The organism is Streptomyces sp. NPDC002886, assembly GCF_042888445.1.
Classification (GTDB): Bacteria; Actinomycetota; Actinomycetes; order Streptomycetales; family Streptomycetaceae; genus Streptomyces.
In genome coordinates this window covers 133,510-146,410 of sequence record NZ_JBIAPV010000005.1, presented here as the reverse complement: position 1 = coordinate 146,410, position 12,901 = coordinate 133,510, and the positions used below count along the sequence as shown (strand labels likewise).

Genomic DNA, 12,901 nt, shown 5'->3' with positions numbered 1-12,901 from the left:
CCTTGTTTCGTTTGTCTTGTTCCATCCCAGCGGTACGTAAATCCGGAGCACCTTTCACGTGAGCGAACAGCCCAAGAGCGGCGGCAAGCCCGGCAAGTCGGCCAAGCCCTACCGGAGGCCCAAGAAGGACCCCGTCCGGATGCTGGCCTTCGAGGTGCTGCGGGCGGTGGACGAGCGTGACGCCTACGCGAACCTCGTACTGCCCCCGCTGCTGAAGAAGGCCCGCAAGGACGAGACCTTCCAAGCGCGGGACGCGGCGCTGGCCACCGAGCTCGTCTACGGGACCCTGCGCCGCCAGGGCACGTACGACGCGGTCATCAAGGCCTGCATCGACCGGCCGCTGCGCGAGGTCGACCCGCCGGTGCTCGACGTGCTGTCGCTCGGTGCGCACCAGCTGCTCGGGACCCGGATCCCCACCCACGCGGCGGTGTCCGCGAGCGTGGAGCTGGCCCGGGTGGTGCTCGGGGACGGGCGGGCGAAGTTCGTCAACGCGGTGCTGCGCAAGATCTCCGCGCACGACCTGGAGGGGTGGCTGGAGAAGGTCGCCCCGCCGTACGAGGACGATGCCGAGGAGCACCTCGCGGTCTTCCACTCGCACCCGAGGTGGGTCGTCAGCGCCCTGTGGGACTCGCTCGGCGGCGGCCGGGCCGGGATCGAGGACCTGCTGGAGGCCGACAACGAGCGGCCCGAGGTCACGCTCGTCGCACGGCCCGGGCGGTCCACGGCCCAGGAGCTGCTGGAGGCGGTGGGCGAGGACTCGGCGCTGCCCGGGCGCTGGTCCCCGTACGCGGTCCGGATGGCCGAGGGCGGCGAGCCGGGCGCGCTGGAGGCGGTGCGCGACGGCCGCGCCGGTGTCCAGGACGAAGGCAGCCAGCTGGTGGCGATGGCCCTGGCGGCCGTCCCGGTCGAGGGCCGCGACGAGCGCTGGCTGGACGGATGCGCCGGACCGGGCGGCAAGGCGGCGCTGCTCGCGGCGCTCGCCGCCCAGCGGGGTGCGTTCCTGCTGGCCTCCGAGAAACAGCCCCACCGGGCCCGGCTGGTCGAGCGCGCGCTCGCCGGCAACCCGGGCCCCTACCAGGTCATCACGGCCGACGGCACGCGCCCGCCGTGGCTGCCGGGCTCCTTCGACCGGGTCCTGATGGACGTGCCCTGCTCGGGCCTCGGCGCCCTGCGCCGCCGCCCGGAGGCGCGCTGGCGCCGCCGTCCGGAAGACCTGGAGAGCTTCGCGCCGCTCCAGCGCGGACTGCTGCGCGAGGCGCTCTCGGCCGTCCGGGTGGGCGGCGTCGTGGGCTACGCGACGTGCTCGCCGCACCTGGCGGAGACCCGTGTGGTGGTGGAGGACGTACTGAAGGGCCGGGGCGCGGGTGCGGCCCCGATCGCGGCGGAACTGATCGACGCGCGACCGTACATGCAGGAGGTCCCGGCCCTGGGCGACGGCCCGGACGTACAGCTGTGGCCGCACCTGCACGGGACGGACGCGATGTACCTGGCGCTGATCCGCAGGACCGGGTAGCTGGGCGGAGCGGTCTGGTCTGGTCCGGTCTGGTCTGGTCCGGCGGCCGACCATCCCCCCCCCGGGTGGTCGGGTGGACGGTCGGTCGGTCGGTCGGTCGGGCGGTCCGGGGGCCTTACGCGACGGCGGTTCCCTCCAGCTCGACCAGCTGGCCGGGGATCGCCAGCCGTGACACCCCGAGCATCGTGGTGGTCGGCGCCACTCCGGCGGCGCCCAGTCGCGACGCCAGCTCGCCGTAGTGCCGGAAGAGCAGGTCGACGTCGGTCGTGTAGACGTTGAGCCGGACGAGGTGGGCGAGGGACATGCCGGCCTCGGCGAGCACCGCCTCCACGTTGTCGATGCTCAGCGCCAGCTGCGCCGCCATGTCGCCGTCGTGTTCGGGCTTGCCTTCGGCGCTCATCGCGGTCTGGCCCGAGAGGTAGAGGGTCCGGGTCTGGCCGGAGACGACCTCGCCCTGGTTGAAGCCCATCTCGACCGACCAGGTCACGGGGTTGACGGCGGTGCGCTGGATTTGCGTGGCCATGTCGGCTCCATCGGTTCGTTGCGGAAGAGGCTGAGGTGCTGAGTAGCTGCGCTGGTGCGCTGGTGAAGAGCCTCGCAATGAATCACGACACCCTCTGTCATGTATTCCGATAGAGTTTTTTCATGCGCGCAGATCGCTTGGTCTCGCTCGTACTGCTGCTGCGTCAGCGCGGTCAGCTGACCGCGGACGCACTGGCCCGCGAGCTGGAGGTCTCCACCCGTACGGTGCTGCGCGACATCGAGGCGCTGTCGGCCGCCGGGGTCCCGGTCTACGCCGAACGCGGCCGGCACGGCGGCTTCGCGCTGTCGCCCGGATTCCGCACCGAGCTCACCGGCCTGAACCACGAGGAGAGCCTTGCCCTGCTGGCCGCCGGATCGGGGCACGGCGAGCAGGCGTTCGGCCTGGGGCCGGCGCTCGCTTCGGCGCGGCGCAAGGTGGTCGACGCGCTCCCCGAAAGCCATCGGGCCGTCGCCAGCGACGCCGCCCAGCGATTCCTCGTCGACCCGGAGGCCGACCTTCTCTCGCGCAGGCGGGTCACCGAAGAAGTACCCGGCGGCACGATGATGGAGGTCCGGCGCGCGGTGCTCGCCGGACACAAGCTGCGGATCCACTACGCGGCCACGGGCGGAACGCCCCAGTGGCGGACGGTGGACCCGATAGGGCTGGTCACCGTACGGGAGCGGGGCTACCTGCTGGCCACGAGATCCGGCGAGGACCGCACGTACCGGCTGTCGCGCGTGCTGGCGGCCGAGGAACTCCCCGAGGCGGCGGAGCGACCGAACCGGGTCGATCTGGACCGGATCTGGCGGGAACGCTCGGCACGGTTCCTGTCGGGCGGCGACCACATCACCGTGCAGCTCCGGGTGAACCCCGTGCGCCGGGAAGACCTGCTGAACACCGCACTGGCGGTCCGCACGGAGGAACCCGACGCGGATGCGGACGGCTGGCTGCGCCTGGAGGTGACCTTCCAGGATTCACGACATGCCCAGTGGGCCCTGTGGCAGCTCGGCACGGACGGCGAAGCCCTGGCCCCCCAGTCGCTGCGCACGCTGCTGCGGGAGCGTGCGGAGGCGGTTGCGGCGCGGTATGGGGAGGCTGGTGAGGCGGGGTGACCGGGGCCGGGGCGGGGCTTGTGCTGCGGTCCGGTCGGTGGCGTTGGCATGGTCCGGTGGGAGCCCGGCAGTCCAGTGTCCTTTCGGTGTGGGCCGGTCCCTCAAGGGCGCTCCCTGCGGTCGCGTCGCTTCGCGATGGCCTTCGGCCACCCTTGACCGACCGACCCACCCCGAAACGCCACAAGACTTCCGGGATCCCCCCGAGGAACGGCCGGGAGGGAGGAGCGGGAGGAGCGGCCGAGTCGGACATTCGCAGCCCCCTCCGGCCGGTGGGCATCAGGACACCGCCCCGGCAGGACAAGAAGCTCAGCCGGGACGGACGCGCGGGGCGATCAGAGCATCCAGGGCCGGGTGCCTGGACACCCTTCCCGTGACGGTCGACAGCCACCACGAGCGAGAGGGGGGCGAGATGCCCCTCGGAGTCGGTGGGCGCGACAGATCGCTACACACTCCCACTCGGCTCAGCGACTACCGACCGTCCCTGGCTGAACTGGACGGGGTGTTCGGGAGTCTAGGAGTCCGGGAGGTTGTCGCGGAGATCCTCGGCGCGGAGGAGGTCGTCGGCCAGGGAGGTGCGGTCGGGGGCCGGGAGGGGGATTTGGTCGGCCTCCGAAAGCAGGCGGGCGGCTAGGGGGGTGTCGTCCAGGTGGATGGCCATGGCGGCTCGGAGGATCAGGGCTTTGACGCGGGCCGGGGGAGGGACGTCGGAGGAAAGGAGGCGGTCGAGGATCTTGGCGGCGGCGGGGTAGTCCTCTTTGGAATCGCCGAGCAATGAAGCCATGTGGAGGGCCTTTGCCACCGGTTCCTTCGGAACCGGGGCGTGGTGGAGGTCTTCGCTGATCGGTTGGCCGATGCGAATGCTGTTGCCACCCGGGTCGGCCATGATGAACTGTCGCACCCCGTAGGTGGTGTCCTTCAGCGGACCGATCCGGGGGAGGCCACGGGTCGGGATCTTGCCCAGTTCTTGCTTCAGTCCGCTACGGAACTTCGCGTACAAAGCGTCGACGTCGTCGGTCGTGATGTAACACGCGCCGTATGAACCGGCCGGGTCGAACCCTTTCAGAGCCATGAACTGCAACTCGACGTCACCGTGTTGTACGACGGCATAGGCGTACGGACGTTCTTGGTAGAACGTGACCTCGAATCCGATGGCCTTGTAGAAGTCGACTGTCTCGGGGACGGACCTGCACGGGAGTATTGCCGCCAGCTTCTCGCTCATCCTCCGACCGTAGGACCATCCGACCGTACTAGTCAAACTTGATTACTGTCTCTCTTCGGTTCTGGTCTCTCTTCAGATAGTTCAGCCAGGGACGGTCGGTAGTCGCTGAGCCGAGTGGGAGTGTGTAGCGATCTGTCGCGCCCCCCGGCCCTGAGGGGCATCTCGTCCCCCTCTCGCTCGTGGTGGCGGGCGACGGTCACGGGAAGGGTGTCCAGGCGCCCGGCCCTGGATGCTCTGATCGCCCCGCGGGTGTGTGGTGGCTGAGCTTCCTGTCCTGCCGGGGCGGTGTTCTGATGCCCCCGGCCGGAGGGGGCCACAAGGAAGCGACTCGGCCGCTCCTCCCGGTCCTCCCTCCCGGCCGTTCCTCGGGGGGATCCCGGAAGTCTTGTGGCGTTTCGGTGTGGGTCGGTCGGTCAAGGGTGGCCGAAGGCCATCGCGAAGCGACGCGACCGCAGGGAGCGCCCTTGAGGGACCGGCCCACACCGAAAGGACACTGGACTGCCGGGCTCCCCCCGGACCATGTCAACGCCACCGATCGGCCCGCAGCACAAGCCCACCACCCCACTTCCGGGGTAGTGGCCGGAAGGGGTTGGCGGCATGGCACGCTTGGGGCATGGCCGTTCAGATCAATCCCAGCATCTTGTCCGCCGACTTCGCCCGACTCGCCGAGGAGGCGAAGGCCGTTCAGGGGGCCGACTGGCTGCATGTCGACGTCATGGACAATCACTTCGTCCCGAACCTCACGCTCGGCGTGCCGATCGTGGAGTCGCTGAGCCGGGCGACGGACATCCCGCTCGATCTGCACCTCATGATCGAGGACCCCGACCGCTGGGCCCCCCAGTACATCGAGGCCGGTGCCGGCTCCGTGACCTTCCACGCCGAGGCCGCCGCCGCGCCCGTGCGGCTCGCGCGGGAGATCCGGGCCAAGGGGGCGCGGGCGTCCATGGCGCTGAAGCCGGCGACGCCCATCGAGCAGTACGAGGACATCCTTCCCGAGCTCGACATGCTGCTGATCATGACCGTGGAGCCCGGCTTCGGCGGTCAGCCCTTCCTCGACATCATGCTGCCCAAGATCCGCCGTACCCGGGAGCTGATCTCCAAGCACGGTCTGGAGCTGTGGCTCCAGGTCGACGGAGGCGTCTCCGCCACGACCATCGAGCGGTGCGCGGAGGCCGGTGCGGACGTGTTCGTGGCGGGCAGCGCGGTCTACGGAGCGGTGGATCCGGCGGCAGCCGTACGCACGCTGCGTGACCAGGCGGGTGCGGCGATCGCCGCTGCGCCCTGGGCTTGCAAGCACTGAAACAAGGCTTGGTGAACAGCTCGGTGAACGGGAGCTGTCCAGGCTGATCAACGGCCGTCGGATCTGACAGGATGAACGGCGAGTCGAGAGTGTGAACACGATGGTGTGAACAGCAGTGAGGAGAACGCGGTGTCTGCAATGTCGGCGGGACGGTCAGCCCTGCGGATGGGACCCGCGGAGCTCGTGCAGGCGGCGGCCATGGCGCGCCGCTTCTACCTGGAGGGGAAGTCCAAGATCCAGATCGCCGAGGAGTTCGGCGTGAGCCGCTTCAAGGTGGCCCGGGTCCTGGAGACCGCTCTGGAGCGCGACCTCGTACGCATCGAGATCCGCGTACCGGCGGAGCTGGACGCGGAGCGGTCCGACGCGCTGCGCGCCCGGTACGGGCTGCGGCACGCCGTGGTCGTGGAGTCTCCGGCCGATGCCACCGAGGACGCGCCGGACCCGGAGAACCTGGGTGCCGTAGCCGCCGATCTGCTGGGTGAGCTCGTCAACGAAGGGGACGTGCTGGGTCTCGCGTGGGGGCGGTCGACCATTCACATGGCCGCCTCCCTGCACCGCCTGCCTCCCTGCACCGTCGTCCAGCTGACGGGCGTGTACGACGCCGGTACGGCCGAGCGCGGGTCCGTGGAGGCCGTGCGCAGGGCCGCGCAGGTGTCGGGCGGCGATGCCCACCCGATCTACGCCCCGATGCTGCTGCCCGATCCGGCCACCGCGGCCGCCCTGCGGAACCAGACGGGGATCGCGCGGGCCTTCGAGTACTTCGACAAGGTGACGGTCGCCGCCGTCTCCATCGGGTCCTGGGAGCCGGGCATCTCCACCGTCCACGACATGCTGAGCGACGAGGAGCGGGCGCACTACGCCTCGCTGGGCGTCGCGGCCGAGATGTCCGCCCACCTGTTCGACGCCGAAGGGCGTCGGGTCGGGCGGGACCTCGGCGAGCGCTGCATCACCGTGGAGGCGGACCGGCTGCGCCGGATCCCCGAGGTCGTGGCGATCGCCGGGGGGCTGCGCAAGGCGTCCGCGATCGGGGCGGTGCTGCGCTCGGGACTCGTGACCAGTCTGGTCACCGACACCGCCGTCGCGGACTATCTGCTGACCGAATCGGAGCCCGGTCTGCGGCCGGCGCTGGAGCGGGCCGACCCCGACGAGTGATTGTTCGGATTGGTCCGATTGTCCGGACGAATGCCGGTCAAACGCGGGCACGTGAGGTTCGCCGATGCGGATGGTGCCGTAATTGAGATCCGAACGGCGGACCGTTCGACGGCCTGCTGGGCGCATACTGGGTGCAATGACAAAGTCCGCAGTACCTCGCCGCCATCTGCCGTCCAGCCCGTTCAAGGCCCCCGTGGAAGCGCCGCTCCGGCACTTCAGCGTCGGCGACCGGGTTTCTCACGATGAGCACGGCCTCGGCCGTGTCGTCGCCATTGAGGAGGGGATCGCTGTCCTCGTCGAATTCGGGCCTGAGGTCCGTAAGCGCATCCTGAGTCCGTACACCAAGATGTCCGCCCTCTGAAGACACCGCGCGACTCGCGGGAGAATCGGATATTTGGCACGATCGGTGCATGATCTTTCGGAACGTGCCCCGATCGTTGCTGCGTGTGCTGGGGGCCGTGTTCCTCTGCGCGGCGCTGGTCGGTGCGGTGGGTTGCAGCGGGAAGAAACCCGCGCCTGCCGCGGCCACCAGTACGAGCGCGAGCGCCGGCTCCGGCGTTGACGTTGCCCCGAGCGGGGCGGCGAGTTCCGCCGTGCCGACGCCCGGATGGGCGAAGGGCATGGCGACGGTACGGGCCTCGGCATTGCCGCAGCAGGCCCGGGACGTGCTGACGCTGATCGACAAGGGCGGGCCGTACCAGTACCGGCAGGACGGGACCGTCTTCGGCAATTTCGAGAAGGTCCTGCCGCAGAAGAAGCGCGGCTACTACCACGAGTTCACCGTGAAGACGCCCGGGGAGCGGGACCGTGGGGCCCGGCGGATCGTGACCGGTGGGGGCGGGGAGTTCTTCTACACGGACGACCACTACGAGACCTTCAAGGCGGTTCTCCGATGACCTTGGACCCGCGGCCCCTGGCCCCCGCGCTCGAAGCGGCCGAGGCCGCCGGGTGGGCGACCGTACGGCTGGATCTGGACGGCGTGCGGAGCAAGGCGGAGCTGATGCGGCGGTGCGGGGCCGCGCTGGGGGTTCCCGAGTACTTCGGGGCGAACTGGGACGCCCTGTCGGATGCGCTGCGGGATCTGTCGTGGTTGCCGACGGCGCCGGGGCGACTGGTGGTCCTGACCTCCTGGCGGGGGTACGCGGCTGCGAAGCCCGATGACTGGGAGACCCTGACCGAGATCCTCGAGGAGGCCGTCGACTTCTGGCGGGCCGGGTCCGAGGACGAAGGCGAGGACGAGGGGGATGGCGGCGGCGGGCCGAAGCTGACGGTGCTGCTCGCGGAGTCCGGCCCGGGGCCGGCTGCCGGGGCTCCGCCCCGGACTCCGCGGCTCAAGCGCCGGCGGGGCTGAATGCGCTGAAGTGCCCCGGCGGAGCCCAGGGGCTCCGCCGGGGGCCTGGAATCAGGACTTCGGGATCCAGGGTGGGGTCTGGCCCCAGGACCAGACCGGGATGTCGGCCGCGTCGACCGGGGGTGGGTTGGGGCCCGAGTAGATCAGGGCCATGCGGGTGCCCCACTCGATGTAGTACGCGAAGACCGCGCGGAACTCCGGGTCCGTGGGCAGGCCCACCTCGTCGGCCGTGTCCGTCAGCAGGTCCACCCAGCGGCGGCGCTGCTGTTCGGTGATGCCGCGGCCCAGGTGCTTGGTGGCCATGTGCTGGTGGCCGCCGTGGGAGGCGGTGTACTGCTTCGGGCCGCCGAAGACCTCCGCGAGCCAGACCGCCACGTGCTGCGGGTGCTCGGAGTCCATGCCGGCGAAGACCGGGGCCAGGATCTCGTCCCGCAGGGCGTGCGCGTAGAAGACGTCCGTGAGGCGGTTCATCGCCTCTTCGCCGCCCATCCATTCGTAGATGGTGGGCGTGGTGTCGGGTGTGGTGCTCATGACGGGGTGGAAGCCTTTCCGGGGCCGGCCACCTTGGTGACGAGGTAGTGCTGCATTTCCTCGATGGCCGTGACGTACGGGCGGATCGCCGCGAAGAACGCGGGGAAGTGCTCGCCCTTGCGGAATCCGTTCAGGTGGGCGTCGATCGAGGTCCAGCGGATGCGGAGGATGTAGCGCTCGGGCTCCTCATCGCAGCGGGCGAGTTCGTAGTCGACGCACTCCGGCGAGGCGGCCAGGGCCTCGGAGGCCCTGACGTACGCGTCCTCGAAAGCCGGCTGGTCGTCCAATGCGATCCGGTAGCGGATGTATTCGACGGTGGTGGTCATGGTGCGGGCCTCTCCCTGGGGTCGGGCGTTGATCGCCGGTGGTCCGTGCCAGGCTCGCGCGATCTTGCGGGCGCGGGGAGATCTTTCGCCGTTATGACCCGGACTTCTGGGAGTCGGCGAGGTCCGGACCCTCGGCGCGGACCTGCTGGACCCGGTCCAGGGACTCGCGCAGGTCCGTCAGCCAGGTGTCGGTGTTGCGTCCGACGAGGCGCACGCACCAGGCCAGGGCGTCGGCGCGGCTGCGGGCGACTCCGCCCGCGACCAGGGTGTCGAGGACCTGGCGCTCGGGCTGGCGCAGGCGGGTCATGACCGGGACCGCGAGGTGGGTGAAGAGGGTCTGCTCCTCGCCCGACCGGGCCGCCCAGGACACCTTGCGGCGGTAGAGCTCCTCCGCCTCCCGGGCGACCTCCATGCGCTGTTCGCGGGTGCGTTCGCGGAAGGCCGCGACCGATTCGGTGGCGGGGATCTCACCGACGACGGTGATCTCCTCCCGGTCGACCGTGACCGAGAGGAGGGAGGCGTAGACGTCCACCGGCAGGTGCTCGGCGAACCAGGTGCGGAGCTGTTCGTTCTGCTCGGATGTAATCATGTAATCAACGGTGCGTCCGGGCCGGGCTTGATCGCAAGCGGGTCGGTGTGATGTTCGCTCTCGGCCCAGGAGGATCGACCCGGAGGGATCAACCCGGGGGGTCAGCCCATCGAGCGGTAGCGGTGGATCAGGGAGACCGCCATGGCTCCCTCGCCCACGCCCGAGGCGACGCGTTTGACCGAGTGGGCCCGTACGTCCCCGGCCGCGAAGACCCCGGGGACGCTGGTCTCCAGCGGGTACGGGGCGCGCTCCAGGCTCCATTCCTCCGGGAGTTCGCCGCCGTTGGAGATCAGGTCCGAGCCGGTGAGCACGAAGCCGTACTCGTCCCGTTCCACCACCCCGGCCAGCCACCCCGTGTGCGGGCGGGCGCCGATGAAGGTGAACATGAAGCGGGCCGGGACCTCCTTGTCCTCCCCGGTCTCGGAGTTGTGGAGCGTCAGGCGTTCGAGGTGGTCCCCGCCGTGCAGGCGGACGACCGTCGCGCGGACCCGGACTTCGACGTTGGGGGTGCGCTCGATCTCGTCGATCAGGTAGCGGGACATGCTGTCGTCGAGGGAGGCCGCGCGGACCAGGATCGTGACCCGGGCGGCGTACTTGGCGAAGTGCACGGCGGCCTGGCCGGCCGAGTTGGCCCCGCCCACGATGAACACGTGCTGCGAGATGCACGCCGAGCTCTCCGTGGTCGCCGCGCCGTAGTAGAGCCCGGCGCCCTCGAAGCGGTCGGCGCCGGGGGCGTCCAGGCGGTTGTACGAGACCCCGGTGGCCAGGAGCACCGTCTCGGCGCTGATCTCCGTGCCGTCCGCCAGGGTCAGGATCTTCGCCGGGTCGTCGCGGGTCAGCGAGGTCACCTCCACCGGGTGCAGGATCTCCGCGCCGAAGCGGGAGGCCTGGATGGTGGCGCGGCGGGTCAGGTCCCCGCCGGAGAGGCCCGAGGGGAAGCCGAGGTAGTTCTCGATCAGGCTGGAGGTGCCGGCCTGGCCGCCCGGGGCGCGGGAGTCCAGCATGAGCGTGGACAGGCCCTCGGAGGCCGAGTAGACCCCGGCGGCGAGGCCCGCCGGGCCCGCGCCGACGATGACGCACTCGTAGTGCGGGCGCGAGGCGGTGGTGGCCAGGCCCAGACGCTGGGCGAGCTGCGTGTCCGTCGGCGCGGAGACCACCGAGCCGTCCGGGAAGCGGACCAGGGGCAGGGCGGCGTCGGGCTGGGCGGCGGCGATCACGGTCAGCGCCTCGGGGTCCCGCTCCACGTTGAGGAAGCGGAAGGGCTGGCCGTTGCGGGTGAAGAAGTCCCGGACGGCGTGCGTGCCGGGGGAGACCAGGTGACCCGCGACGATGATCCCGTCGTACGCCGGGCGATAGGTGGCCAGCCAGTCGGAGAGCAGGTCGTCCAGGACCGGGAAGAGCCGCTCGTGCGGGGGGTCCCAGGGCTTGAGCAGGTAGTAGTCCAGGCGGACCCGGTTGATGGCGGTGATCGCCGCGTCCGTTTCGGCGTACGCGGTGAGGAGCACGCGGCGGGCGTCCGGGAAGCGGCTGACGGCCTCCAGCAGGAACTCGACCCCGGTGACGTCCGGCATCCGCTGGTCCACGAGGAACAGCGCCGGGTCGTGGCCGCGCTCGTCGAGGGAGTCCAGGATCTTGAGGGCGTCGGCGGCCGAGGAGGCGCCGAGCACCCGGTAGCGGTCGCCGTAGGCACTGCGCAGGTCGCGGCGGACGGCGCGCAGTACCTGCGGGTCGTCGTCCACGGCCAGGATGACCGGCTTGCGGTTCTCCGCGCGGGCCGCGGCTTCGGCGGTCGCGGAGGGGGTGCTCGTGGGCGCGTTGGCCGTGGGCGCGGTGCCCGCGGTGGCGCTCTCCGGGGCCGTGCTCACGCCGGGTCCAGCATCAGCTTGTCGGCGTAGCACCAGGCCCAGTCCTCGCCGGGCTCGTGGGAGGCGGCGATGGGGTGCCCGGTGGTCCCGTAGTGCTTGGTGGCGTGACGGTTCTTCGAGGAATCGCAGCAGCCGACGTGCCCGCAGCTCAGGCACATCCGCAGGTGCACCCAGGCGTCACCGGAGACGAGGCACTCCTCGCAGCCCTCGGTGCCGGGTTTCACCGGACGTATCGACTCGATGTGGGTGCACAACAGGTCCATCGTCATCGTCCCCGTCCCTCTCTCGCGCTCTCGCGCCCTCGCGCTTCGCGCCCGTGATTGCGGCGCGCCCGTGATTCCGGGGCGTCCAGACCATAAGGCGGAGCCCCGGCGGCGGTTCAGTGATTCGGACGAAGTCAGGAAGTCCGGAAGCTACTTCATGACATCGCCGGACGACTTCCTGAGGTGCCCCCATGACCTGGGCGACTACCTCACGAAGTCGCACACCAGCGCTTTGACGGAACCCCCGGGCGCGGCCAGTGTGGGGGACGCCAACGACAACAGGCGGCGCCTGGAGGAATCCGTGAGCAGAAAGATTCTGGTCATTGTCTCCGAACACGGTTACTGGGCCGAGGAACTGATCGGCCCCGTATCGCAGTTCGACGAGCAGGGCTATGAAGTCGTATTCGCCACGCCGACCGGAAAGCGTGCCCACGCTCTCCCGCCGAGCCTCGACGCGAACTACATCGATCCTCCGCTGGGACGCTCGGTCACCACCGAGGAGAACGCCCGGCTGGGCCGGGAGTTCGAGCAGTCGAGCCGGCTCGACTCCCCCCTCGACATCGAGGCCTGGGCCCCCGAGCGCCCGTACACGAGCGACTCGGCCTATCTGCCCAAGCTCGAGCAGTACCACCGCGATCTGGACAAGCTCCAGGCCGACATCGCGGGCTTCGACGCCGTGCTCATCGTGGGAGGCAGCGGTCCGATCGTCGACCTCGCCAACAACGAGCGCGTGCACGCCCTGATCCTCGCCTTCAAGAACGCGGGCAAGGTCGTCGCCGCCGAGTGCTACGGCGTCGCCTGCCTGGCCTTCGCCCGGGACTGGGGCGACCGGCGCAGCATCATCTGGGGAAAGCACGTGACCGGCCACTGCAAGGAGTACGACTACAAGGACGGCACCGGATTCCTCGGTACCGATTTCAACATGGGGCCGCCGCCGTATCCGCTGGAGTACATCCTGCGCGATGCGACCGGGCCGGGCGGCGCGTACATCGGGAATTTCGGCCACCCCCTTTCGGTGATCGTCGACTTCCCCTTCGTGACCGGTCGTTCGACCCCCGACTCGTATCTCACGGGGCAGAAGATCGTGGAAGTCCTGGAGAACGGTCTCACCCGGTACGGCTGGTAATTGGCGGTAACTCCGGCACGACGGTAAGCAA

15 protein-coding genes are annotated in these 12,901 nt (G+C 70.2%); 8 read left to right on the top strand and 7 right to left on the bottom strand.

Annotated features, from left to right (window positions below):
• Positions 1-58 precede the first annotated feature (58 nt).
• Positions 59-1,513: an RsmB/NOP family class I SAM-dependent RNA methyltransferase gene (locus ACFYYB_RS24155; RefSeq protein WP_389437354.1), complete on the top strand. Its 1,455-nt coding sequence runs from the start codon at positions 59-61 to the stop codon at positions 1,511-1,513.
• Between the two features lie 115 nt (positions 1,514-1,628).
• Here ACFYYB_RS24155 and ACFYYB_RS24150 read toward each other — a convergent pair whose 3' ends face one another.
• Entirely contained in the window at positions 1,629-2,024 is a 396-nt protein-coding gene (locus ACFYYB_RS24150) for a RidA family protein (RefSeq protein WP_389437888.1), read from the bottom strand.
• Positions 2,025-2,158: 134 nt separating this feature from the next.
• Between ACFYYB_RS24150 and ACFYYB_RS24145 the strand changes: the two genes are divergently transcribed.
• The gene (locus tag ACFYYB_RS24145; RefSeq protein WP_389437353.1) at positions 2,159-3,148 is read left to right on the top strand and encodes a helix-turn-helix transcriptional regulator; all 990 of its coding nucleotides are present in this window, start codon (positions 2,159-2,161) and stop codon (positions 3,146-3,148) included.
• Positions 3,149-3,659: 511 nt separating this feature from the next.
• Here ACFYYB_RS24145 and ACFYYB_RS24140 read toward each other — a convergent pair.
• Positions 3,660-4,367, bottom strand: a complete 708-nt coding sequence (locus ACFYYB_RS24140; RefSeq protein ID WP_389437352.1) for a bleomycin resistance protein — start codon at positions 4,365-4,367, stop codon at positions 3,660-3,662.
• Between the two features lie 613 nt (positions 4,368-4,980).
• Here ACFYYB_RS24140 and rpe point away from each other — a divergent pair.
• The 5 genes from rpe to ACFYYB_RS24115 all read left to right on the top strand — a co-directional run bounded on the left by rpe (position 4,981) and on the right by ACFYYB_RS24115 (position 8,170).
• The gene (gene rpe, locus ACFYYB_RS24135) at positions 4,981-5,667 is read left to right on the top strand and encodes a ribulose-phosphate 3-epimerase (protein ID WP_389437351.1); all 687 of its coding nucleotides are present in this window, start codon (positions 4,981-4,983) and stop codon (positions 5,665-5,667) included.
• A 138-nt stretch (positions 5,668-5,805) separates the two neighbouring features.
• Complete coding sequence (locus ACFYYB_RS24130; RefSeq protein ID WP_243334549.1) at positions 5,806-6,819, top strand: sugar-binding transcriptional regulator; 1,014 nt, start codon at positions 5,806-5,808, stop codon at positions 6,817-6,819.
• A 136-nt stretch (positions 6,820-6,955) separates the two neighbouring features.
• Entirely contained in the window at positions 6,956-7,180 is a 225-nt protein-coding gene (locus ACFYYB_RS24125; protein WP_250741347.1) for a hypothetical protein, read from the top strand.
• Between the two features lie 232 nt (positions 7,181-7,412).
• Positions 7,413-7,715 (top strand): ribonuclease domain-containing protein, encoded by a 303-nt coding sequence (locus ACFYYB_RS24120; protein ID WP_389437350.1) that lies wholly within the window; start codon positions 7,413-7,415, stop codon positions 7,713-7,715.
• Positions 7,712-8,170 carry a barstar family protein gene (locus tag ACFYYB_RS24115; RefSeq protein WP_389437349.1) on the top strand — a complete coding sequence of 153 codons (459 nt, stop codon included), beginning with the start codon at positions 7,712-7,714 and terminating at the stop codon, positions 8,168-8,170. Before ACFYYB_RS24120 ends, ACFYYB_RS24115 begins: the two co-directional genes overlap by 4 nt.
• Before the next feature lie 51 nt (positions 8,171-8,221).
• Here ACFYYB_RS24115 and ACFYYB_RS24110 read toward each other — a convergent pair whose 3' ends face one another.
• From ACFYYB_RS24110 to ACFYYB_RS24090, 5 genes are all read right to left on the bottom strand, one after another.
• Positions 8,222-8,701 (bottom strand): group II truncated hemoglobin, encoded by a 480-nt coding sequence (locus ACFYYB_RS24110; protein ID WP_389437348.1) that lies wholly within the window; start codon positions 8,699-8,701, stop codon positions 8,222-8,224.
• Complete coding sequence (locus ACFYYB_RS24105) at positions 8,698-9,027, bottom strand: putative quinol monooxygenase (protein ID WP_389437347.1); 330 nt, start codon at positions 9,025-9,027, stop codon at positions 8,698-8,700. Before ACFYYB_RS24105 ends, ACFYYB_RS24110 begins: the two co-directional genes overlap by 4 nt.
• 91 nt (positions 9,028-9,118) lie before the next feature.
• Positions 9,119-9,616 (bottom strand): hypothetical protein, encoded by a 498-nt coding sequence (locus ACFYYB_RS24100; RefSeq protein WP_389437346.1) that lies wholly within the window; start codon positions 9,614-9,616, stop codon positions 9,119-9,121.
• A 101-nt stretch (positions 9,617-9,717) separates the two neighbouring features.
• Positions 9,718-11,361, bottom strand: a complete 1,644-nt coding sequence (locus tag ACFYYB_RS24095; protein WP_389437884.1) for an FAD-dependent oxidoreductase — start codon at positions 11,359-11,361, stop codon at positions 9,718-9,720.
• A 116-nt stretch (positions 11,362-11,477) separates the two neighbouring features.
• Complete coding sequence (locus tag ACFYYB_RS24090; protein WP_389437345.1) at positions 11,478-11,750, bottom strand: UBP-type zinc finger domain-containing protein; 273 nt, start codon at positions 11,748-11,750, stop codon at positions 11,478-11,480.
• Between the two features lie 295 nt (positions 11,751-12,045).
• Here ACFYYB_RS24090 and ACFYYB_RS24085 point away from each other — a divergent pair, with 295 nt between their 5' ends.
• Positions 12,046-12,870 carry a type 1 glutamine amidotransferase domain-containing protein gene (locus ACFYYB_RS24085; protein WP_389437344.1) on the top strand — a complete coding sequence of 275 codons (825 nt, stop codon included), beginning with the start codon at positions 12,046-12,048 and terminating at the stop codon, positions 12,868-12,870.
• Positions 12,871-12,901 lie beyond the last annotated feature (31 nt).

What these genes read in the sequence shown, in the direction of transcription:
- ACFYYB_RS24125 (WP_250741347.1), top strand. Translation starts at nt 6,956, where the DNA reads ATGACAAAGTCCGCAGTACCTCGCCGCCATCTGCCGTCCAGCCCGTTC.
- ACFYYB_RS24140 (WP_389437352.1), bottom strand. Translation starts at nt 4,367, where the DNA reads ATGAGCGAGAAGCTGGCGGCAATACTCCCGTGCAGGTCCGTCCCCGAG.
- ACFYYB_RS24090 (WP_389437345.1), bottom strand. Translation starts at nt 11,750, where the DNA reads ATGACGATGGACCTGTTGTGCACCCACATCGAGTCGATACGTCCGGTG.
- ACFYYB_RS24105 (WP_389437347.1), bottom strand. Translation starts at nt 9,027, where the DNA reads ATGACCACCACCGTCGAATACATCCGCTACCGGATCGCATTGGACGAC.
- rpe (WP_389437351.1), top strand. Translation starts at nt 4,981, where the DNA reads ATGGCCGTTCAGATCAATCCCAGCATCTTGTCCGCCGACTTCGCCCGA.
- ACFYYB_RS24145 (WP_389437353.1), top strand. Translation starts at nt 2,159, where the DNA reads ATGCGCGCAGATCGCTTGGTCTCGCTCGTACTGCTGCTGCGTCAGCGC.
- ACFYYB_RS24110 (WP_389437348.1), bottom strand. Translation starts at nt 8,701, where the DNA reads ATGAGCACCACACCCGACACCACGCCCACCATCTACGAATGGATGGGC.
- ACFYYB_RS24100 (WP_389437346.1), bottom strand. Translation starts at nt 9,616, where the DNA reads ATGATTACATCCGAGCAGAACGAACAGCTCCGCACCTGGTTCGCCGAG.
- ACFYYB_RS24130 (WP_243334549.1), top strand. Translation starts at nt 5,806, where the DNA reads ATGTCGGCGGGACGGTCAGCCCTGCGGATGGGACCCGCGGAGCTCGTG.
- ACFYYB_RS24115 (WP_389437349.1), top strand. Translation starts at nt 7,712, where the DNA reads ATGACCTTGGACCCGCGGCCCCTGGCCCCCGCGCTCGAAGCGGCCGAG.